The following is an 18,599-nucleotide window of genomic DNA, read 5'->3' on the forward strand; positions in this document are numbered from 1 at the left end:
ACGCACGGAGAGGATAAGCGCGAATGAAAAAAACTCGTCCCAAGCATTTGGACCTAAGGCAGATCAGGTTTCCCCTGCCTGCCATCGTGTCCGGTCTGCACCGCATCAGTGGTGCGCTGCTGGTTCTTTCGATTCCTTTCATTCTGTACGCGCTGGAAGGTTCATTGTCCTCCGCCGAGCGCTTTGCCGCCTTCAAGTCCTGTATCGGCAATCCCGTCGTCAAGCTCGGTCTGCTGGTCGTGCTTTGGGGCTTGTTGCACCACGCCTGTGCCGGTACCCGCTTCCTGCTGATGGATATTCATAAGGGTGTCGATCTGCCGACGGCGCGTTTCAGCGCCAAGCTCGTCATGGCGGTCAGCCTGACTCTTACTGTCGTAATCGGGGTGGTGGCATGGTAAATCGCAAGGTTGTCGGTGCGCATTACGGTTTGCGCGACTGGCTGGTGCAGCGTGTGACTGCCGTCATCATGCTGGTTTACGGTATCGCCGTTGCCGCATTCGTGCTGTTCGCTTCGGGCGCGTCGTTCGAAGCCTGGCAAGCGCTGTTTGCCTGTACCTGGGTCAAGGTGCTGACCACCGTGACCGTTGTCGCGCTGTTGTGGCATGCCTGGGTCGGTACCCGCGACATCTGGATGGATTACGCCTATCACACCGGCGTGCGTCTGACGCTGCATGTGCTGACGATCCTCTGGCTCGTTGCCAGCTTTGTTTACTCGGTTAAAGTCGTGTGGGGTGCGTAATGTCGGTTCCGGTTCGTAAGTTCGATGCAGTCATCGTCGGTGCCGGCGGCGCGGGCCTGCGCGCAGCGCTGCAATTGTCCGAGGCGGGTCTGAAGACCGCCGTTCTGTCCAAGGTGTTCCCGACCCGGTCGCACACCGTTGCGGCGCAAGGTGGCGTATCGGCGTCGCTCGGCAATTCCGAGCCCGATCACTGGCACTGGCACATGTATGACACCGTCAAGGGTTCCGACTGGCTCGGCGACCAGGACGCGATCGAGTTCATGTGCCGCGAAGCGCCGAATGTCGTCGTCGAGCTCGAGCACTTCGGCATGCCGTTCGACCGCAATGCCGATGGCTCGATCTATCAGCGCCCGTTCGGCGGTCACATGTCGAACTTCGGCGAGAAGCCGGTCCGTCGCGCCTGTGCGGCCGCTGACCGTACCGGCCACGCCATGCTGCATGCGCTGTACCAGCGCAACGTGCGTGCCAACACCCAGTTCTTCGTCGAATGGATGGCGCTGGATCTGGTGCGCGACGAGCAGGGCAATGTCCAGGGCGTCGTCGCCATGGAAATGGAAACGTCGGAAGTCTACGTATTCCAGGCCAAGGCCACGCTGTTCGCGACCGGTGGCGCCGGGCGCATCTTCGCCTCGTCGACCAATGCCTTTATCAACACCGGTGACGGCCTCGGCATGGCGGCCCGTGCGGGCATTCCGCTCGAAGACATGGAATTCTGGCAGTTCCACCCGACCGGTGTTGCCGGTGCCGGTGTACTGATTACCGAAGGCGTTCGCGGCGAAGGCGGCATCTTGCGTAACTCGGCTGGCGAGCGTTTCATGGAGCGTTACGCACCGAACGCCAAGGATCTGGCCTCGCGTGACGTCGTATCGCGCGCCATGGTTACCGAGATCAACGAAGGCCGCGGTTGCGGTCCGAACAAGGATCACGTGCTGCTCGACATTACCCACCTGGACCCGGAAGTCATCAAGTCCAAGCTGCCGGGCATCCGCGAAATCTCGATCAAGTTCGCCAACGTTGACCCGATCAAGGCGCCGATCCCGGTCGTGCCGACCTGCCACTACCAGATGGGCGGTATTCCGACCAACTACAAGGGCGAAGTCATCGTCGACGAGAAGCCGGTGACCGGTTTCTACGCCGCCGGCGAAGTCGCTTGCGCCTCGGTGCACGGCGCCAACCGCCTCGGCACCAACTCGCTGCTCGACCTGCTGGTGTTCGGCAAGAGCTCGGGCAACTCGATGATCGACTTCATCAAGACGGCGCCGAAGGATCTGCCGGTGCTGGCGATGGCCGATGTCGAGCGTTCGCTCGCCCGCGTCGAGCGTCTGAACCAGCAGAGCAACGGTACGCAGGTCAACGATGCCCGTGCCGCAATGCAGGCAACGATGCAGAAGCACTGCGGCGTGTTCCGCTTCAAGGACATGCTTGCCGAAGGCGTGGCGAAGATTCTGGAAGTCGAAAAGATGGTCAAGACCATCGAGATCGCCGACAAGTCCAAGACCTTCAACACCGCCCGTCTCGAAGCGCTGGAGCTCGAAAACCTGATCGAAGTCGCCAAGGCGACGATGATTTCGGCCGATGCCCGCACCGAATCGCGCGGTGCCCACGTCCGTGACGACGCAGAAGATACCCCGGAACGCCCGAACGGCCGTGACGATGCCAACTGGCTCAAGCACACGCTGTGGCACCGCGATGGCAACCAGCTGAAGTACAAGCCGGTGACCATGAAGCCGCTGTCGGTCGATACGATCGCCCTGAAGACCCGCTCCTACTGAGGGGAATGCATCAATGACTACCCGTACCGTCAAATTCAGCATCTACCGCTTCGATCCGGAAAAGGACGCGAAGCCGTACATGAAGGACTACACCGTCGAACTCGATTCGACCGACCGCAAGCTGCTCGACGCACTGGTCAAGCTCAAGGTCGTCGACGACGCGATCTCGTTCCGCCGCTCGTGCCGCGAAGGCGTCTGCGGTTCGGACGCGATGAACATCAACGGCAAGAACGGCCTGGCTTGCGTGACCGACATCGACACGCTCAAGCAGCCGATCCAGATCCGTCCGCTGCCGGGTCTGCCGGTGGTGCGCGACCTGATCGTCGACATGACGCAGTTCTTCAAGCAGTACCACTCGATCAAGCCGTACGTGATCAACGACACGCCGGCGCCGGATCGCGAGCGCCTGCAATCGCCGGAAGACCGTGAAGAGCTGAACGGCCTGTACGAATGCATCCTGTGCGCGTGCTGCTCGACGTCCTGTCCTTCTTTCTGGTGGAACCCGGACAAGTTCGTCGGCCCGGCCGGCCTGCTCGCCGCCTATCGCTTCATTGCGGATACCCGCGATACGGCGACCAACGAGCGTCTGGATAATCTGGAAGACCCTTACCGGCTGTTCCGTTGCCATTCGATCATGAACTGCGTCGACGTTTGCCCGAAGGAACTCAATCCGACCAAGGCAATCGGCAAGATCAAGGACCTGATGGTCAAGCGCATCGCCTGAACGGGCGTGCAACAGGAAAGCAAGCGATGGACGAAGTCGAACTGAAACGCATCCTGTGGCGCTCGCGTCGCGGCCTGCTGGAGCTGGACCTGCAGCTGGAGCGTTTCGTTGCCGAGGTGCTGCCGACGCTGTCGGACACCGAGCTGGCGCTGTACGGTGACGTGCTCCTGCTTCCCGACCAGGATTTCCTGGCCTACGTGAACGGTGCGAGCGCGTGTCCCGATGCGCGACTCGAGCCGATGATCGAGCGCATCCGCGCAGCACAACGATAACGGTAGCGGGCCCGATCCCGCACCCAACCTGGAGCCTATAGAGATGGAAAACAAGGTCACCCTGACGTACAAGAACGGTGAACAGTCGATCGATCTGCCGGTGCTGCCGGCAACGCTCGGTCCGAGCGTGGTCGATATCCGTGCCTTTTCGAAGACCGGCATGTTCACCTTCGACCCGGGTTTCCTCGCTACCTCGGCGTGCGAGTCGCAGATCACCTACATCGACGGTGACCTTGGCCAACTCTACTACCGCGGTTACCCGATCGAGCAGCTGGCCGAGCATTCGGACTACCTCGAATCGTGCTACCTGCTGATCTACGGCGAACTGCCGACCAAGCAGCAGAAGGAAGACTTCGTCCGCGTCGTGACCAAGCACACCATGGTGCACGACCAGATGACCCGCTTCTTCCAGGGCTTCCGCCGTGACGCGCACCCGATGGCGATGATGGTCGGTGTCGTTGGCGCGCTGTCGGCGTTCTACCAGGACAGCCTCGACATCGCCGATCCGGAACACCGCCGCGTGGCGATCTACCGCCTGATCTCGAAGATTCCGACGATCGCCGCGATGTGCTACCGCTACAACCAGGGTCTGCCGTTCGAATACCCGCGCAACGACCTCGGCTATACCGCCAACTTCCTGCACATGATGTTCTCGACGCCGTGCGAGCCGTACGAGCCGAACCCGGTGCTGGTGAAGGCGCTTGATCGCATCCTGATCCTGCATGCCGACCACGAGCAGAACGCGTCGACCTCGACCGTGCGTCTGGCCGGTTCGTCGGGTGCCAACCCGTTCGCATGTATCGCCGCCGGTATCGCCTGCCTGTGGGGCCCGTCGCACGGCGGCGCCAACGAAGCCGTACTGAAGATGCTCGACGAGATCGGTTCGGTCGAGAACGTTCCGGCCTTCATGGAAGGCGTGAAGAACAAGACCCACAAGCTGATGGGCTTCGGTCACCGCGTCTACAAGAACATGGACCCGCGCGCAGCGATCATGAAAGAGACCTGCGACGAAGTGCTGAAGGAACTCGGCCTCGAAAACGATCCGAAGTTCAAGCTGGCGATGGCGCTGGAAAAGATCGCGCTGGAAGACCCGTACTTCATCGAGCGCAAGCTGTACCCGAACGTCGACTTCTACTCGGGCATCGTGCTGACCGCGCTCGGCATTCCGGTGTCGATGTTCACGGTGATCTTCGCGCTGGCCCGTACCGTCGGCTGGATCAGCCACTGGAACGAAATGATTTCGGATCCGGCAATGAAGATCGGCCGTCCGCGCCAGCTGTACACCGGCTCGCCGCGTCGCGACTACGTAGATATCAAAAATCGCGGTTAACCGCGTGGATGCGCCGCCCCAACAGGGCGGCGCAATACCATAGCAGCAGGGCGCAAGACCCGCTGCGTCTGGCTAGATAGACAGGACAGAACCACAATGATGACCGAGTATCAGGTTAATTCTCACCTCTTCGGCGGGAATGCACCGTTTATCGAGGAACTGTACGAACAGTACCTCGCCGATCCGACGTCGGTGGACGGCAAATGGCGCGAGTATTTCGACCGGCTGCAGCAAACGGCCGGTGCGATCGAGCGCGATGTGCCGCGTGCGCCGATCGAGGAGTCATTCCGCCAGATGGCCCGCAAGCCGCGCATCGTCGCTGCCGCGGGTGCTGCCGACGAGAAGGCGGTGCGCCAGCAGATCAACCTGCTGCGACTGATTTCCGCCTACCGCGTACTCGGTAGCCGCAACGCAGCGCTCGACCCGCTGCGCCGGATGGACCAGGCCTACGTGGCCGAGCTCGATCCTAAGCATCACGGCTTCTCGGATGCCGACCAGGCCAAGGTGTTCGGTACCAACATCGCCGGTATGGAAAAGGCCTCGCTCGCCGAGGTACTGTCCTTCCTGAAGCAGACGTACTGCGGCAGCATCGGCCTCGAGTACATGCACATCACCCGTTCGGACGAAAAGCACTGGGTCCAGCAATGGTTCGAGTCGCGTCGTTCGACGTCGCAATACAATGCCGGTCAGAAAAAGCGCATTCTCAAGCAGGTCACCGCTGCGGAAACGCTCGAGCAGTACCTGCACAAGAAGTACGTTGGCCAGAAGCGCTTCTCGCTCGAAGGCGGCGACTCGCTGATTCCGGCGATGGACTACCTGACCCAGTTGTCCGGTGCCAGCGGCGTGCAGGAAATCGTGATCGGCATGGCCCACCGTGGCCGTCTGAACATGCTGGTGAACATCCTCGGCAAGCAGCCGCGTGACTTGTTCAGCGAATTCGAAGGCCGTTACACCACGCAGCTGGCGTCGGGCGACGTGAAGTACCACATGGGCTTCTCGAGCGACATTCCGACCGCCAACGGCCCGGTGCACCTGAGCCTCGCGTTCAACCCGTCCCACCTTGAAATCGTCAACCCGGTCGTCGTCGGCTCGGTGCGCGCACGTCAGCAGCGCCGCAACGACAAGACCGGCGAGCAGGTCCTGCCGGTCCTGATCCACGGCGACTCGGCCTTCATCGGTCTGGGCACCAATCAGGGCACGTTCAACCTGTCGCAGACGCGCGGTTACGGTACCGGCGGTACCGTGCACATCGTCGTCAACAACCAGGTCGGCTTCACCACCTCGGACGTCCGCGACAACCGCTCGACCTTGTACTGTACCGACATCGCCAAGATGGTCGAAGCACCGGTATTCCACGTCAACGGCGACGATCCGGAGGCCGTGTGTCTGGTGATCGAGGCCGCGATGGAGTACCGCAAGACCTTCCGCAAGGACGTGGTCATCGACATCGTCTGCTTCCGTCGCTGGGGCCACAACGAGGCGGACGATCCGTTCGTCACGCAGCCGATGATGTACAAGAAGATCGGCCAGCACCCGGGCGTGCGCAAGAAGTACGCCGACCGTCTGGTGGCCGAAGGCATCGTGTCCGAAGCCGAAGCCAGCGAAATGATCGACGCGTATCGCGCGGCGCTGGACCGCGGCGAACACGTCGAGCAAACCACGCTGACCGACTACAAGCGCAACTTCGCCATCGATTTCGGCAAGTACATGGGCAACCACTGGCGCCATCCGGTCGACACCGCGGTGCGTCTGGGCGGTCTGCAGCGTCTGGCTGAAAAATTCAACGCCGTGCCGGAGAACTTCAAGCTGCGCGCCAACGTCGAGAAGATCCTGCGCGAACGCGGCGAGATGGTCGCCGGCAATGCGCCGGTCGACTTCGGCATGGCCGAGTCGCTTGCCTACGCCACGCTGGTGACCGAAGGTTATGCCGTGCGGATTTCGGGTGAAGACTCGGGTCGCGGCACCTTCAACCATCGCCATGCGGTCGTGCACGACCAGAACCGCGAGAAGTGGGACCAGGGCGCCTACATTCCGCTGCAGCACCTGTCGGACAGCCAGGCGCACTTCACCGTCATCGACTCGATCCTGAACGAAGAAGCGGTGCTGGCGTTCGAATACGGCTATGCCTCGTCGGCGCCGGAAGAGCTGGTGATCTGGGAAGCGCAGTTCGGTGACTTCGCCAACGGCGCGCAGGTCGTGATCGACCAGTTCATCACCTCGGGCGAAACCAAGTGGGGCCGTCTGTGCGGTCTGACGATGATGCTGCCGCACGGCTATGACGGCCAGGGCCCGGAGCACAGCTCGGCGCGCGTCGAGCGCTATCTGCAGCTGTGTGCCGAGCACAACGTCCAGGTCGTGCAGCCGTCCGAAGCCAGCCAGATCTTCCACGTGCTGCGTCGCCAGATGCTGCGTCCGGTCCGCAAGCCGCTGATCATCATCATGAGCAAGCGGCTGCTGAAGGCGAAGTTTGCCGCCAGCCCGATCGAACAGTTCAGCAGCGGTGCGTTCCGCAGCGTGATCGGCGATACCGCCGAACTCGATGCCAAGAAGGTCAAGCGCATCCTCGTTTGCGCCGGTCAGGTGTACTACGACCTCGCCACGGCACGTGCCGAGCGCGAGATCAAGGACATCGCCATCATCCGCGTCGAGCAGCTGTATCCGTTCCCGACCGAAGAACTGCAGGCCGAGTTCGAGAAGTATCCGAACGCCCGCGAAGTGGTCTGGGTCCAGGAGGAGCCGCGCAATCAGGGTGCCTGGCACCAGATCCGCCACCGGCTCGAAGGCTGCACCTTGCCGAAGCAGGAACTCAAGTACGCGGGTCGTCCGTCGTCGGCATCGCCGGCCGTGGGCTACATGAGCAAGCACAACGCCCAGCTCAAGGCCTTCGTCGACGAAGCGCTGACATTTTAATTTCCGCGGGACGGCGTTGCCGTCCCGATCTGCCGCAAGCCGGAACCAATTGGAGAAATCGTAATGATCATCGAAGTCAAAGTGCCGCAGCTGCCGGAATCCGTGGCCGAAGCCACGCTGCTGACCTGGAAGAAGAAAGTCGGCGAAGCCGTTGCGCGTGACGAAAACCTGATCGACATCGAAACCGACAAGGTCGTGCTGGAAATTCCGGCACCGCAAGCCGGTGTGCTGGTGTCCATCGTGCTGGAAGAAGGCGCGACCGTGGGCAGCAACGACCTGATCGCCACCATCGATACCGAAGCGCAGGTTGCCGCAGCTGCGCCGGCCGTGTCGCAGCCAAGCGCCGAAATCGTCGAGCAGCAACAGCGGCTCGAAGCGGTTGCCGCTTCGGCCGGCATCCCGGCCTCGGCACTGGGTTTTGGCTCGGCAGTGATGCCGGCAGCGAAAAAGCTCGCCGCCGACGCAGGCCTCGATGCGTCGAAGGTCGAGGGTACGGGCCGTGGTGGTCGCGTACTGAAAGAAGACGTGCAGAACGCGCTGGCCAAGCCGGCAGCACCGGCTGCTGCCGCGGCCGCACCGGTTGCCGCTGGCGAGCGCGCCGAACAGCGCGTGCCGATGAGCCGCCTGCGCCAGCGTGTTGCCGAGCGCCTGCTGCAGTCGCAACAGACCAACGCCATCCTGACGACCTTCAACGAAGTCAACATGAAGCCGTTGATGGACCTGCGCAACAAGTACAAGGACCGTTTCGAGAAGGAACACGGCGTGAAGCTCGGCTTCATGGGTTTCTTCGTCAAGGCGGCCGTGCACGCGCTGAAGAAGTATCCGATCGTCAACGCGTCGGTCGACGGTAACGACATCGTTTACCACGGCTACTTCGACATCGGTGTTGCCGTCGGTTCGCCGCGCGGCCTCGTCGTGCCGGTGATCCGCAACGCCGACCAGCTGAGCCTGGCCGACATCGAGAAGACCATCGCCGACTTCGGCAAGCGCGCGCAGGAAGGCAAGCTCGGTATCGAAGAGCTGACCGGTGGCACCTACACGATCTCGAACGGCGGTACGTTCGGTTCGATGATGTCGACCCCGATCATCAACCCGCCGCAATCGGCGATCCTCGGCATGCACGCCACCAAGGAACGTGCCGTGGTCGAAAACGGTGAAATCGTCGCCCGGCCGATGATGTATCTGGCGCAATCGTACGACCACCGGATCATCGACGGCCGCGAAGCCGTGCTGTCGCTGGTCGCGATCAAGGAAGCGATCGAAGACCCGGCCCGTCTGCTGCTGGACCTGTAATTCCGGAACGGGCGGGGGGAAGCCCGCCCGACACGCGCGAGCACGGCTCGCATCAGCTTAGGAAAACAACATGGCTCAACAATTCGACGTCGTCGTCATCGGCGGCGGCCCCGGCGGCTACGTGGCGGCGATCCGTGCGGCACAGCTTGGCTTCAGTACGGCGTGCATCGACGCGACCAAGAACGCCGACGGCAAGGCCAGCCTGGGCGGCACCTGCCTGAACGTCGGCTGCATTCCGTCCAAGGCGCTGCTGCAATCGTCCGAGAACTATCACAACACGCTGCACGGCTTTGCCGAGCACGGCATCACGGCCGGTTCGGTCAAGTTCGACGTCGCCAAAATGCTGGCGCGCAAGCAGGACATCGTCAACAAGAACACCGGCGGCATCACCTTCCTGTTCCGCAAGAACAAGGTGACCTCGTTCCTTGGCTACGGCAGCTTCAAGGCACGCGTTGGCGATCGCTACCAGATCGAGATCAAGGACGGCGACAAGGTCGACCTGATCGAGGCGACGCACGTCATCATTGCAACCGGTTCCAAGGTCCGGCAGCTGCCGGGCGTACCGGTCGACAACCAGCTGGTGCTCGATAACGAAGGCGCGCTGGCAATTCCGGCAGTGCCGAAGAAGCTGGGCGTGATCGGTGGCGGCGTCATCGGTCTGGAAATGGGCTCGGTGTGGAAGCGCCTCGGTGCGGAAGTGACCGTGCTCGAAGCTGCGCCGACTTTCCTCGGTGCTGCCGACGAACAGGTGGCCAAGGAAGCCTTCAAGCTCTTCACCAAGGACACCGGTCTGGATATCCATACCGGCATCAAGCTTGGCGACATCAAGGTCGGCAAGAAAGACGTGAGCGTGAACTGGACCGACGCCAGCGGCGCGGAACAGAAGAACGTCTTCGACAAGCTCATCGTCGCCATCGGCCGCGTGCCGAACACCGACAATCTGGGCGCCGAAGCGGTTGGTCTCAAGATCAACGAGCGTGGCCAGGTCGAAGTCGATGACGAGTGCCGTGCCAACCTGCCGAACGTCTGGGCGGTCGGTGACGTGGTGCGTGGCCCGATGCTGGCGCACAAGTCGTCCGAAGAGGGTGTGGCCGTGGCCGAGCGCATCGCCGGTCAGCACCCGCACGTCGATTTCGGCGTAATTCCTTGGGTGATTTACACGAACCCGGAAATCGCATGGGTCGGCAAGACCGAGCAGCAGCTGAAGGCCGAAGGCGTCGAGTACAAGAAGGGTCAGTTCCTGTTCTCGGCCAACGGTCGCGCACTGGCGCTGGGCGACTCCAAGGGCTTCGTCAAGATGCTCGCCGATGCCAAGACCGACCGTATCCTCGGTGTGCACATCATTGGCGCACATGCGTCCGAGCTGATCACCGAAGCGGTCGTTGCCATGGAATTCCAGGCCTCGTCCGAAGACATCGCGCGCATCGTCCACGCTCATCCGTCGCTGTCCGAAGCCATGCACGAAGCGGCGCTGGGTTGCGACAAGCGCGGTCTGCACAGCTGATTTTTTTGCGGGCTGCCAGGGGCCGCCCGCACCCAACACCTCTCCTCACAAAGGATTTAAAGAGATGAATCTCCACGAGTATCAAGCCAAGGAACTGCTGGCCCAGTACGGCCTGCCGGTACAGAAGGGCATTCTGGCGAACAGCGCTGAAGAAGCTGCTGCCGCTTACGACACCCTCGGCGGCAAGTTCGCCGTGGTGAAGGCCCAGGTTCACGCCGGTGGCCGCGGCAAGGCCGGTGGCGTCAAGGTGGTGAAGAGCCGCGAAGAAGCTGCCGAAGTGGCCAAGTCGCTGATCGGCACCAATCTGGTGACCTACCAGACCGACGCAGCCGGCCAGCCGGTGCACTCGGTGCTGGTGTGTGAAGACATGTACCCGGTGCAGCGCGAGCTGTATCTGGGCGCCGTGGTCGATCGTTCGAGCCAGCGCGTCGTGTTCATGGTGTCGACCGAAGGTGGCGTCGAGATCGAGAAGGTTGCCGAAGAAACCCCGGAAAAGATCATCAAGATCGAGATCGATCCGCTGGTCGGCGCTCAGCCGTTCCAGGGCCGCGACGCTGCGTTCGCGCTCGGTCTGCAAGGCCCGCAAATCGCTGCATTCACCAAGCTGTTCCTCGGTGCGGCCAAGGCCTTCATCGAGAACGACTTCGCGCTGTTCGAAGTGAACCCGCTGGCGCTGCGTGAAAACGGCGAACTGGCTTGCGTCGACGGCAAGATCAACCTCGACTCCAACGCCCTGTACCGTCACCCGGAACTGCTGGCGCAACGCGACAAGTCGCAGGAAAACGAGCGTGAAGTGAAGGCGTCGGAGTTCGAACTGAACTACGTGGCGCTGGAAGGCAACATCGGCTGCATGGTGAACGGCGCCGGTCTGGCCATGGCCACGATGGACATCATCAAGCTCAAAGGCGGCCAGCCGGCCAACTTCCTCGATGTCGGCGGTGGCGCAACCAAGGAGCGCGTGATCGAAGCGTTCAAGCTGATCCTGGCCGACGAATCGGTCAAGGGCGTGCTGATCAACATCTTTGGCGGCATCGTCCGTTGCGACATGATCGCCGAAGCGATCATCGCCGCCGTCAAGGAAGTGAACGTGACCGTGCCGGTCGTGGTTCGTCTGGAAGGCAACAACGCCGAACTCGGCGCCAAGCTGCTCGACGAATCGGGCCTGAAGCTGACTTCGGCCCAGGGCCTGAACGACGCGGCCGAGAAGATCGTCGCCGCGCTGGCCTGATCACCTGCATACGGATAAGGAATAAACCAATGAGCGTTTTGGTCAACAAAGATACGAAAGTGCTGGTGCAAGGCTTCACCGGCAAGAACGGTACCTTCCACGCCGAGCAGGCGCTGAAGGTCGGCACCAAGGTCGTCGGTGGCGTGACCCCGGGCAAGGGCGGTGCAGAGCACCTCGGCCTGCCGGTGTTCAACACCATGAAGGACGCCGTGCGCCAGACCCAGGCTGATGCTTCGGTGATCTACGTGCCGGCACCGTTTGCCAAGGACTCGATCCTCGAAGCGATCGACAGCGGCGTGAAGCTGATCGTCTGCATCACCGAAGGCGTGCCGACCCTCGACATGCTGTACGTGAAGAAGGCCGTCGACGAAGCCGGCATCCGCCTGATCGGCCCGAACTGCCCCGGCATCATCACCCCGGGCGAGTGCAAGATCGGCATCATGCCGTGGCACATCCACCAGCCGGGTCGCATCGGCATCGTGTCGCGTTCGGGCACGCTGACGTACGAAGCCGTGGCGCAAACCACCGCGCTGGGTCTGGGTCAGTCGACCTGCATCGGCATCGGCGGCGACCCGATCCCGGGCACCAGCCACATCGACGCGCTGAAGCTGTTCCAGGACGATCCGGATACCGACGCGATCATCATGATCGGCGAAATCGGTGGCTCGGCCGAGGAAGAAGCAGCCGAGTTCGCCAAGTCCTACGTGACCAAGCCGGTTGTCGGCTACATTGCCGGCGTCACCGCGCCGAAGGGCAAGCGCATGGGCCACGCCGGTGCGATCATCTCCGGCGGCAAGGGTACGGCAGAAGAGAAGTTCGCCGCGTTCGAGCGTGCAGGCATCGCCTACACCCGCAGCCCGGCCGAACTCGGCAAGACCATGTTCGAACTGCTGAAAAGCAAGAACATGATCTGATCACGCTAAAGCGTGAAAAGAAAACGCCACCTTCGGGTGGCGTTTTTGTTTGTGCAGGAGAGCGGCCGGGAGTGCCGGTTTACTTGCCGCTGTTGATCCGGTCCTGGATGTGCTTGGCGCGGTCGGCGGATGCCGGATGCGAGCTCATGATGCTGCTGTTGCCGCCATCGAGCTTGGCCAGCTTCTGGAAGCTGGTCACCAGCGCCTGCGGGTTGTAGCCCTTGCTCTTCAGCAGGTCGAACGAATAATCATCAGCGGCGCTTTCCTGGCTCTGCGAGAACTGGGCGTTGACCAGTTGCTCTGCCAGATCGGCCAGTTGGGATTTGCTCAGGGCGTTGACCGTGGCACCACCGACGGCACCGACCGCGCCGCGTGCGGCGGCAACACCGTAGGCGACCTGCGCGGCCTTCTTGGTGTGGCCCAGTGCGACGTGGCCGATTTCGTGGCCGAGTACCGCACGGACTTCATCGTCGGTCATCAGGTCCATCAGGCCGCTGTAGACACGTACGCAACCGTTGGCCATTGCCCATGCGTTCACGTCCTTGGTCTGGTAGACCTTGAAGTTCAGCGGGGCACCATTGACGCTGGTCGGCAGTCCCTTCATCACGTTGTTCAGGCGCTTGGCGTAAGTGCTGTTCGCCGGCGCGATCTTGGACTGGGCGTCCTGCTGCTGGCACGACTGGACCGACAGTTTCTGAACATCGGCGTCGGTCAGCATGGCCGCCTGAGCGGCAGAGCTGCCTGATTGCAGCAGCGCGTTGGTGTCCATCTGGGCACAGCCCGACAGGGCCAGAACGGCCGCGGCGACGGTCGCGGATGTAAAGCGAATACTCATTTCAACTCCATGCGGTAAATGAATTCAATCGGTAGCAATCTAGTCGAAACACGGATGGAAAACCATCCGTGCTTTCGCCATGTTTCTACCAATGGTATCGCATTCGTTCGAGTTGATGACTCACGATGCAAGACAGGTGCGCAAGCACAGCCAGGCATCGATCTTGGCTTGCAACGGCATGGTGTGGGCCGGGCTGGTCGAGGGCAGGGCGATGCAGGCCAGCGTGGACGGAATCTGCCGGTGGCCGAGCCGATAGGCCGCCTGGCCGTTGAAGGCCACGGCGCGGAGTTCGGGCATGCGGGCAATCAGGGCGATGAGCGGGTTGGTTTCGACATCACGCAGCGCCTGATCTAGGCTGCCTTGCCGCGTGGCCCGACCGATCACGTCCCAGAGACCGATCCTGAGGTCGAGCAGACGTGCGAGCCGTGTTTCGTACGGTTGCGCGAGCAGTTCAGTCCCGGTCAGTTCGCTGATGATCGGCCAGAAGGCGTTGCGGGGGTGGGCGTAATACGCTTGCGCTGCCAGCGAGGCATCGCCGGGCAGGCTGCCGAGAATCAGTAGCCGCGTTCGGCTGTCAATGACGGGGGCGAGGCCGGTTTTCAGCATGATGAGGTGGTGCCGGGTGACAAGACGTGTGAATAGTTATGTAGTTTACATTCTTATTTTTGTCGATAATTCAGGTAACAAAACTACCAAACATTCAGGAGTAAAACCATGCGCAAGTTGCTGAAGAAAATCGAACGCAAAGCCCAAGCAATGCTTGAACAACGTTACAGCTATCTGTTCCGCTGAACCAGCACCCCATGAAAAAAGCCACCTTGTTCGGGTGGCTTTTTTTTGTACGCCATTGGCGCAGGACAGAGGTCGGTGATGATGCCGCGCTTCGAATGATGCTCAGGCCTTGATCAGTTCGCTGGCGTCAAAGCCCAGCCGCAGACCGCCCCAATGTCTGCCGCTGACATGGATCGGCAAGTCGAGCTCGGTCATAATTTCACCGGTATCGCGTACATAGGTCTGCAACAGGAAGCGCTGGGTATTGCGGGCTGCGCGCAGGCCGGCCGGATCGTTGAATATCCGCTTGTCGCGACTGTTGAGCAGGTCGACGGCCGGATCGCCGGTCGCCGGCTTGGAGTACCAGCTGTTATGGGTTGCACCGTAGCCGTTGGTGTCGGTCGCCAGCGAGAACTTGCCGCCGCTGGTTTCGCGCACCAAGGCGTCGTAAAGCGGCTGGATTTCCTTTTCGAACAGGCCGTCATAACCGGTGCGGAACTTGGGCGGCGTGGTGCCGGCAATCGGCTGGTAGCGTTGGTCGAAGATGTCGATGCCGCGCTGGCTGAATTCCGCGAGCTTGTCGACGATCCGGTCGCGATAACGTCCGGCACGCTGAATGGCGGCGTCGAGTTCGCCCTGGCCGACGATGAAGCGGCCGATCATTTCCTGAACCTTCTCGGTCGCGCTCGACAGGTCCTGCGACGATTGGGCGGAGCGTGTCATCCGCTCGTTGACAGCCAGCGAGAGCTGGTGGATTTCCGACACGTTGGCGTTGACCGTGTTGTTGGCTTCGGTGAACTCTTTCAGCGTCGCAGCGATGCCGGTCAGGGCTTCGCTGGTGTTCTCGAAATCGCTCATCATCTTGGCGAACTGACCCGAGGCCTTGGCCACCACTTCGTGGGTCAGCTTGGCGTCGTGGGTGATCTGCACCGTTTCGGTCTGCGTTTCGGCAACCTGGCCCAGCATGCTGTCGATGTCGTGCGAGATGTTGTCGGTGGCGACGTGCACTTTCTCGGCCAGCTTGCGCACTTCATCGGCGACGACGGCAAAACCGCGGCCTGCTTCCCCGGCGCGCGCCGCTTCGATCGCGGCATTCAGTGCCAGCAGATTGGTCTGCCCCGAGATTTCCTTGATCAGATCAACGATGGTCTTGATGCTGGCCGAGCGCTGGTTCAGGCCGTCGACGGTACTGTTGAAGTTTTCGATCTTGGTGGTGATCGCGTTGATCCGCTCGGTCACGTCCTGCAGCTCGGCATACGATGCGTGCGCGAGTTCCAGATTCTGCCCGGTGGTTTCCGAGATCGCCTGCGTGCGCTGCGAGACCTGGTTGATGCCGGTGGTGGTGGCATTGCTGGCTTCGACGACCCCTTGCGCCAGCTGATCCTGCTGCTTGGTCGACGTTGCCGAGTCCTTGATGTTCTTCATCGACTTGGCCGCTTCGAGGGCAATGCCGACGGTCATCGACTGGACGCTGGCGATCGTATCGCGCTGCCGCGCGAGAAAACGGTTGCACGTGCCGGCCAGCTTGCCGATCTCGTCACAGGTGATCACCGGCACGTCGACCGACAGATCGCCTTCGCCGCTGGAGACTTCGGTGAACACGGTGGTGATGCGCTGAATCGGCCGGGTAATCCAGAAGTTGAAGTACAGGTACTGGACGGTGACCAGCACCAGCATCAGCACCAGCATCGTCCAGCAAACGACGCGGACCGAACCGAGCGGTGCGATCAGCGCGCTGCTTGCTGCCGCATCGAGACGCAAGCCGGCAGCCGCTTCGGCCAGCTGGCTTTCGGCGGTATAGACCGCGAGCAGTGTAATGACGGGTACCAGTGCGAACAGGTACAGAAAGGCGAACTTGCGAGCCAGCGTCGGCAGGACGTGGCGTTCCAGCGCTGTATGAAAGCCGTGAGCGCTCATTTTCTCGATCTCCCCGAGCATTACGCCTTGGGCGTAAATGTGTGTAGCTGTGGCTGTTTTCTTATGGTTATTGCTTTTACTTCGGCCCGATCAGCGCAAACTTTAATCGGGCCGAAGGATCAGGCGGACAGCGCGGCCTGCAGGTGCTCGAGCGACAGGTGCCAGCGCTGCAGCATGTGGCGGAAGACGGCGAGTTCCACTGCGCTGAAATCGTCGTCGGCCTTGGCGATGTCGAGGGCGATCGCGGCGACAAGGACGCGCTTTTTCGGATCGTCGATGGTGTCGAGCAGATCGTCGATACGCTCGCGGTCGATCAGTTTGATCGTGCCGGCTTCGTCGGCTTCGTCCGACAAGTCGTTACAGTAGTCGTGGACGACTTCGATGAAGCGCTTGCGGCTGATCCCCAGTACTTCATACACGCGCAGGTGTTCGAGCTGGTCGAGCTCTTCCGGGTCGAAATTGCCATCGCACATCATTTGCAGTACGAGCAGGCGTGCCATCGCCTCCGGGCTATTGTTCGCGTATTTCTTCATTTTTCGTCCTTTGTAAGGCCAGTGCCGCGAGGAAGGTCTCGGGGATGGCTGCTGTTTTTCGCGTGCGGTAGTCGAAAAATGCCAGATTGGTCTTGGCTTGGGCAATCAATCTGTCATTGGTGCGTACTTCGTAATACAGATCGAAGTGGGTGCGTTCGAAGTCTGTCGCTGTAAGTTTTATGGTCAGCAAGTCGCCCAGAAAGGCCTCGCCACGAAACGAAACGAGAGCGTCGCACTGAATCAGGCCCGGGCACGCATCGGTGCCAAGCTCGTCGAATCCGAGTGCCAGCAGATATTGCAGACGCGCTTCGTGCAGCAGCCCGAGCAGCGCCTGATTGCCAAGATGGCCGCCATAGTTCAGGTCGGTCACACGGACCGCCAGCGCGCAGTGGAAATCCGCTTGTGCAGGCAGGGTGAGTTTGAGGCGGGGCATTGGTGTGGCAATGCTTTTATTGGTATGGGCGTTCCAGTGTATGCGTGCCCCCATGGGGCCGCAATGGGGGGTGTTCTGCTAAACTTGAAGTAAGCTCATCCGATTGGGGAAGACCATGTACGACCGTATTCTGGTACCGGTGGACGATAGTGAAACCAGCGCTGCCGCGTTGCGCGAGGCAGTGAAGGTCGCGTGCAACCAGCGTGCCAAGGTGAAGATCGTGCATGTGATCGATCTGGCCCAATTTGCCTGGAGCGCGAACGAGTTTCTCGACGTGCCGCAATTGCAGGAGGCCTTGCGCCGCGCGGGGCAGCGAGTGCTGGATCAGCAGGGCGAGGTCCTCACGGCGGCAGGCGTCGAGGTCGAAGTAGAACTGCTCGAAGCCTGGGGCGGGAATCTGGCACGGGCCATCGTCGAAGAAGCCGACAAGTGGCAGGCCCAGCTGATCGTGATGGGTACCCACGGCTACGGTGGCCTGACGCACATGCTGCTCGGCAGCGTTGCCGAGGGCGTCATTCACATCACGCCGGTGCCGGTACTGCTGGTCAGGGCCAAAGCGGAATGAAACTGCAAGACGGCCGATTGCGTGTCGACGATCACGCGCGCGACACGGCTGGCCTGACCTACGTCTATCCCGTGGTGTCCCGGCGTGCCGGCGGTGTGTCGGTGGGCATCAACCTGAATCCGAACAACGCCTGCAACTGGCGTTGCGTCTATTGCCAGGTTCCGGACCTGCAGCGCGGCGGTCCGCCGCCGATCGATCTCCGCCAGCTCGAAACAGAGCTGGTCGCGATGCTCGACGATGTCGTCCACGGCGATTTCATGCGCGAGCGGGTGTCGGAGGGCGCGCGTCGGCTGAACGATATTGCTTTTTCGGGCAATGGCGAGCCGACGATGAGTGCGGCGTTTCCGGAGGCGGTGGCGCTGGTCGGGCGCGTGATGGCCCGCTTCGGATTGACCGGAAAAATCAAACTGGTGCTGATTACCAATGGCAGCCAGTTGTACAAGCCCGCCGTGCAGCAAGCCATTGCAGCAATGGCCGGTTTGGGCGGCGAGGTCTGGTACAAGCTCGATCGTGCGCCGCAGGACGGATTCAGCGCCGTCAATCAGGTCCAGCTCAAGGCTTCGGCGGTGCGCGAACATCTGGCCGCCGCGTCAAGCCGTTGTCCGACGTGGTTGCAGACCTGTATGTTCGCAATCGACGGCGCCTTGCCGGATAAGGCCGTGCAGGATGCCTATCTGGACTATCTGGCGTCGCTTTGCGCTTCGGGCGTGACGCTGCAGGGCGTCCTGCTGTACGGCCTGGCGCGCCCGTCCATGCAGATCGAGGCGCCACGTTTATCGGCGGCACCGGGCGAATGGATGCAGGCACTGGCCGCGCGGATCGAGGGTCTGGGACTGAGCGTACGCTTGAGCCTCTGAGC

18 protein-coding genes are annotated in these 18,599 nt (G+C 61.6%); 13 read left to right on the forward strand and 5 right to left on the reverse strand.

The genetic code is table 11. The features are described 5' to 3' along the window. Nucleotides 1–23 precede the first annotated feature (23 nt). The 11 genes from sdhC to sucD all read left to right on the forward strand — a co-directional run bounded on the left by sdhC (nucleotide 24) and on the right by sucD (nucleotide 12,686). The gene (sdhC, locus tag JMJ54_RS06985; RefSeq protein ID WP_203537223.1) at nucleotides 24–398 is read left to right on the forward strand and encodes a succinate dehydrogenase, cytochrome b556 subunit; all 375 of its coding nucleotides are present in this window, start codon (nucleotides 24–26) and stop codon (nucleotides 396–398) included. After that, complete coding sequence (gene sdhD, locus JMJ54_RS06990) at nucleotides 392–739, forward strand: succinate dehydrogenase, hydrophobic membrane anchor protein (protein ID WP_203537224.1); 348 nt, start codon at nucleotides 392–394, stop codon at nucleotides 737–739. Before sdhC ends, sdhD begins: the two co-directional genes overlap by 7 nt. Continuing rightward, on the forward strand, nucleotides 739–2,511 hold the full coding sequence (gene sdhA / locus JMJ54_RS06995; RefSeq protein ID WP_203537225.1) for a succinate dehydrogenase flavoprotein subunit: 1,773 nt from the start codon (nucleotides 739–741) through the stop codon (nucleotides 2,509–2,511). The genes sdhD and sdhA overlap by 1 nt, the downstream gene beginning before the upstream one ends. A gap of 13 nt (nucleotides 2,512–2,524) precedes the next feature. Continuing rightward, complete coding sequence (locus JMJ54_RS07000) at nucleotides 2,525–3,235, forward strand: succinate dehydrogenase iron-sulfur subunit (RefSeq protein ID WP_070525598.1); 711 nt, start codon at nucleotides 2,525–2,527, stop codon at nucleotides 3,233–3,235. Between the two features lie 26 nt (nucleotides 3,236–3,261). Continuing rightward, nucleotides 3,262–3,507, forward strand: coding sequence for an FAD assembly factor SdhE (locus tag JMJ54_RS07005; protein ID WP_203537226.1), 246 nt, complete (start codon nucleotides 3,262–3,264; stop codon nucleotides 3,505–3,507). A 43-nt stretch (nucleotides 3,508–3,550) separates the two neighbouring features. Further along, nucleotides 3,551–4,837: a citrate synthase gene (gene gltA, locus JMJ54_RS07010; RefSeq protein WP_203537227.1), complete on the forward strand. Its 1,287-nt coding sequence runs from the start codon at nucleotides 3,551–3,553 to the stop codon at nucleotides 4,835–4,837. Nucleotides 4,838–4,933: 96 nt separating this feature from the next. Continuing rightward, complete coding sequence (locus JMJ54_RS07015) at nucleotides 4,934–7,747, forward strand: 2-oxoglutarate dehydrogenase E1 component (protein ID WP_203537228.1); 2,814 nt, start codon at nucleotides 4,934–4,936, stop codon at nucleotides 7,745–7,747. Between the two features lie 63 nt (nucleotides 7,748–7,810). After that, a complete protein-coding gene (gene odhB, locus JMJ54_RS07020) occupies nucleotides 7,811–9,040 on the forward strand; it encodes a 2-oxoglutarate dehydrogenase complex dihydrolipoyllysine-residue succinyltransferase (protein WP_203537229.1) in 1,230 nt (409 codons plus the stop codon). Nucleotides 9,041–9,110: 70 nt separating this feature from the next. Next, a complete protein-coding gene (lpdA, locus tag JMJ54_RS07025; RefSeq protein ID WP_203537230.1) occupies nucleotides 9,111–10,544 on the forward strand; it encodes a dihydrolipoyl dehydrogenase in 1,434 nt (477 codons plus the stop codon). Nucleotides 10,545–10,608: 64 nt separating this feature from the next. Continuing rightward, on the forward strand, nucleotides 10,609–11,772 hold the full coding sequence (sucC, locus tag JMJ54_RS07030) for an ADP-forming succinate--CoA ligase subunit beta (RefSeq protein WP_203537231.1): 1,164 nt from the start codon (nucleotides 10,609–10,611) through the stop codon (nucleotides 11,770–11,772). Between the two features lie 29 nt (nucleotides 11,773–11,801). Continuing rightward, nucleotides 11,802–12,686 carry a succinate--CoA ligase subunit alpha gene (gene sucD, locus JMJ54_RS07035; protein WP_203537232.1) on the forward strand — a complete coding sequence of 295 codons (885 nt, stop codon included), beginning with the start codon at nucleotides 11,802–11,804 and terminating at the stop codon, nucleotides 12,684–12,686. Nucleotides 12,687–12,765: 79 nt separating this feature from the next. Here sucD and loiP read toward each other — a convergent pair whose 3' ends face one another. The 5 genes from loiP to JMJ54_RS07060 all read right to left on the reverse strand — a co-directional run bounded on the left by loiP (nucleotide 12,766) and on the right by JMJ54_RS07060 (nucleotide 17,175). Next, nucleotides 12,766–13,521 (reverse strand): metalloprotease LoiP, encoded by a 756-nt coding sequence (loiP, locus tag JMJ54_RS07040; protein WP_203537233.1) that lies wholly within the window; start codon nucleotides 13,519–13,521, stop codon nucleotides 12,766–12,768. Between the two features lie 120 nt (nucleotides 13,522–13,641). After that, a complete protein-coding gene (locus tag JMJ54_RS07045) occupies nucleotides 13,642–14,127 on the reverse strand; it encodes a DNA-deoxyinosine glycosylase (protein WP_203537234.1) in 486 nt (161 codons plus the stop codon). A 288-nt stretch (nucleotides 14,128–14,415) separates the two neighbouring features. Further along, nucleotides 14,416–16,209, reverse strand: coding sequence for a methyl-accepting chemotaxis protein (locus JMJ54_RS07050; RefSeq protein WP_203537235.1), 1,794 nt, complete (start codon nucleotides 16,207–16,209; stop codon nucleotides 14,416–14,418). A 119-nt stretch (nucleotides 16,210–16,328) separates the two neighbouring features. Next, entirely contained in the window at nucleotides 16,329–16,742 is a 414-nt protein-coding gene (locus JMJ54_RS07055) for a TerB family tellurite resistance protein (RefSeq protein ID WP_203537236.1), read from the reverse strand. Continuing rightward, nucleotides 16,720–17,175 carry an acyl-CoA thioesterase gene (locus JMJ54_RS07060; RefSeq protein WP_203537237.1) on the reverse strand — a complete coding sequence of 152 codons (456 nt, stop codon included), beginning with the start codon at nucleotides 17,173–17,175 and terminating at the stop codon, nucleotides 16,720–16,722. The genes JMJ54_RS07055 and JMJ54_RS07060 overlap by 23 nt, the downstream gene beginning before the upstream one ends. Nucleotides 17,176–17,290: 115 nt before the next feature. Between JMJ54_RS07060 and JMJ54_RS07065 the strand changes: the two genes are divergently transcribed. Beyond that, nucleotides 17,291–17,740 carry a universal stress protein gene (locus JMJ54_RS07065; protein WP_203537238.1) on the forward strand — a complete coding sequence of 150 codons (450 nt, stop codon included), beginning with the start codon at nucleotides 17,291–17,293 and terminating at the stop codon, nucleotides 17,738–17,740. Further along, nucleotides 17,737–18,597 carry a radical SAM protein gene (locus tag JMJ54_RS07070; protein ID WP_203537239.1) on the forward strand — a complete coding sequence of 287 codons (861 nt, stop codon included), beginning with the start codon at nucleotides 17,737–17,739 and terminating at the stop codon, nucleotides 18,595–18,597. The genes JMJ54_RS07065 and JMJ54_RS07070 overlap by 4 nt, the downstream gene beginning before the upstream one ends. Nucleotides 18,598–18,599 lie beyond the last annotated feature (2 nt).

Origin of the sequence: Jeongeupia naejangsanensis (genome assembly GCF_016865585.1) — a bacterium.
Classification (GTDB): domain Bacteria; phylum Pseudomonadota; class Gammaproteobacteria; order Burkholderiales; family Chitinibacteraceae; genus Jeongeupia; species Jeongeupia naejangsanensis.

Excerpts from the sequence above, each read along its gene's own strand:
- sdhC (WP_203537223.1), top strand. The coding sequence starts at position 24 with ATGAAAAAAACTCGTCCCAAGCATTTGGACCTAAGGCAGATCAGGTTT.
- sdhD (WP_203537224.1), top strand. The coding sequence starts at position 392 with ATGGTAAATCGCAAGGTTGTCGGTGCGCATTACGGTTTGCGCGACTGG.
- sdhA (WP_203537225.1), top strand. The coding sequence starts at position 739 with ATGTCGGTTCCGGTTCGTAAGTTCGATGCAGTCATCGTCGGTGCCGGC.
- JMJ54_RS07000 (WP_070525598.1), top strand. The coding sequence starts at position 2,525 with ATGACTACCCGTACCGTCAAATTCAGCATCTACCGCTTCGATCCGGAA.
- JMJ54_RS07005 (WP_203537226.1), top strand. The coding sequence starts at position 3,262 with ATGGACGAAGTCGAACTGAAACGCATCCTGTGGCGCTCGCGTCGCGGC.
- gltA (WP_203537227.1), top strand. The coding sequence starts at position 3,551 with ATGGAAAACAAGGTCACCCTGACGTACAAGAACGGTGAACAGTCGATC.
- JMJ54_RS07015 (WP_203537228.1), top strand. The coding sequence starts at position 4,934 with ATGATGACCGAGTATCAGGTTAATTCTCACCTCTTCGGCGGGAATGCA.
- odhB (WP_203537229.1), top strand. The coding sequence starts at position 7,811 with ATGATCATCGAAGTCAAAGTGCCGCAGCTGCCGGAATCCGTGGCCGAA.
- lpdA (WP_203537230.1), top strand. The coding sequence starts at position 9,111 with ATGGCTCAACAATTCGACGTCGTCGTCATCGGCGGCGGCCCCGGCGGC.
- sucC (WP_203537231.1), top strand. The coding sequence starts at position 10,609 with ATGAATCTCCACGAGTATCAAGCCAAGGAACTGCTGGCCCAGTACGGC.
- sucD (WP_203537232.1), top strand. The coding sequence starts at position 11,802 with ATGAGCGTTTTGGTCAACAAAGATACGAAAGTGCTGGTGCAAGGCTTC.
- loiP (WP_203537233.1), bottom strand. The coding sequence starts at position 13,521 with ATGAGTATTCGCTTTACATCCGCGACCGTCGCCGCGGCCGTTCTGGCC.
- JMJ54_RS07045 (WP_203537234.1), bottom strand. The coding sequence starts at position 14,127 with ATGCTGAAAACCGGCCTCGCCCCCGTCATTGACAGCCGAACGCGGCTA.
- JMJ54_RS07050 (WP_203537235.1), bottom strand. The coding sequence starts at position 16,209 with ATGAGCGCTCACGGCTTTCATACAGCGCTGGAACGCCACGTCCTGCCG.
- JMJ54_RS07055 (WP_203537236.1), bottom strand. The coding sequence starts at position 16,742 with ATGAAGAAATACGCGAACAATAGCCCGGAGGCGATGGCACGCCTGCTC.
- JMJ54_RS07060 (WP_203537237.1), bottom strand. The coding sequence starts at position 17,175 with ATGCCCCGCCTCAAACTCACCCTGCCTGCACAAGCGGATTTCCACTGC.
- JMJ54_RS07065 (WP_203537238.1), top strand. The coding sequence starts at position 17,291 with ATGTACGACCGTATTCTGGTACCGGTGGACGATAGTGAAACCAGCGCT.
- JMJ54_RS07070 (WP_203537239.1), top strand. The coding sequence starts at position 17,737 with ATGAAACTGCAAGACGGCCGATTGCGTGTCGACGATCACGCGCGCGAC.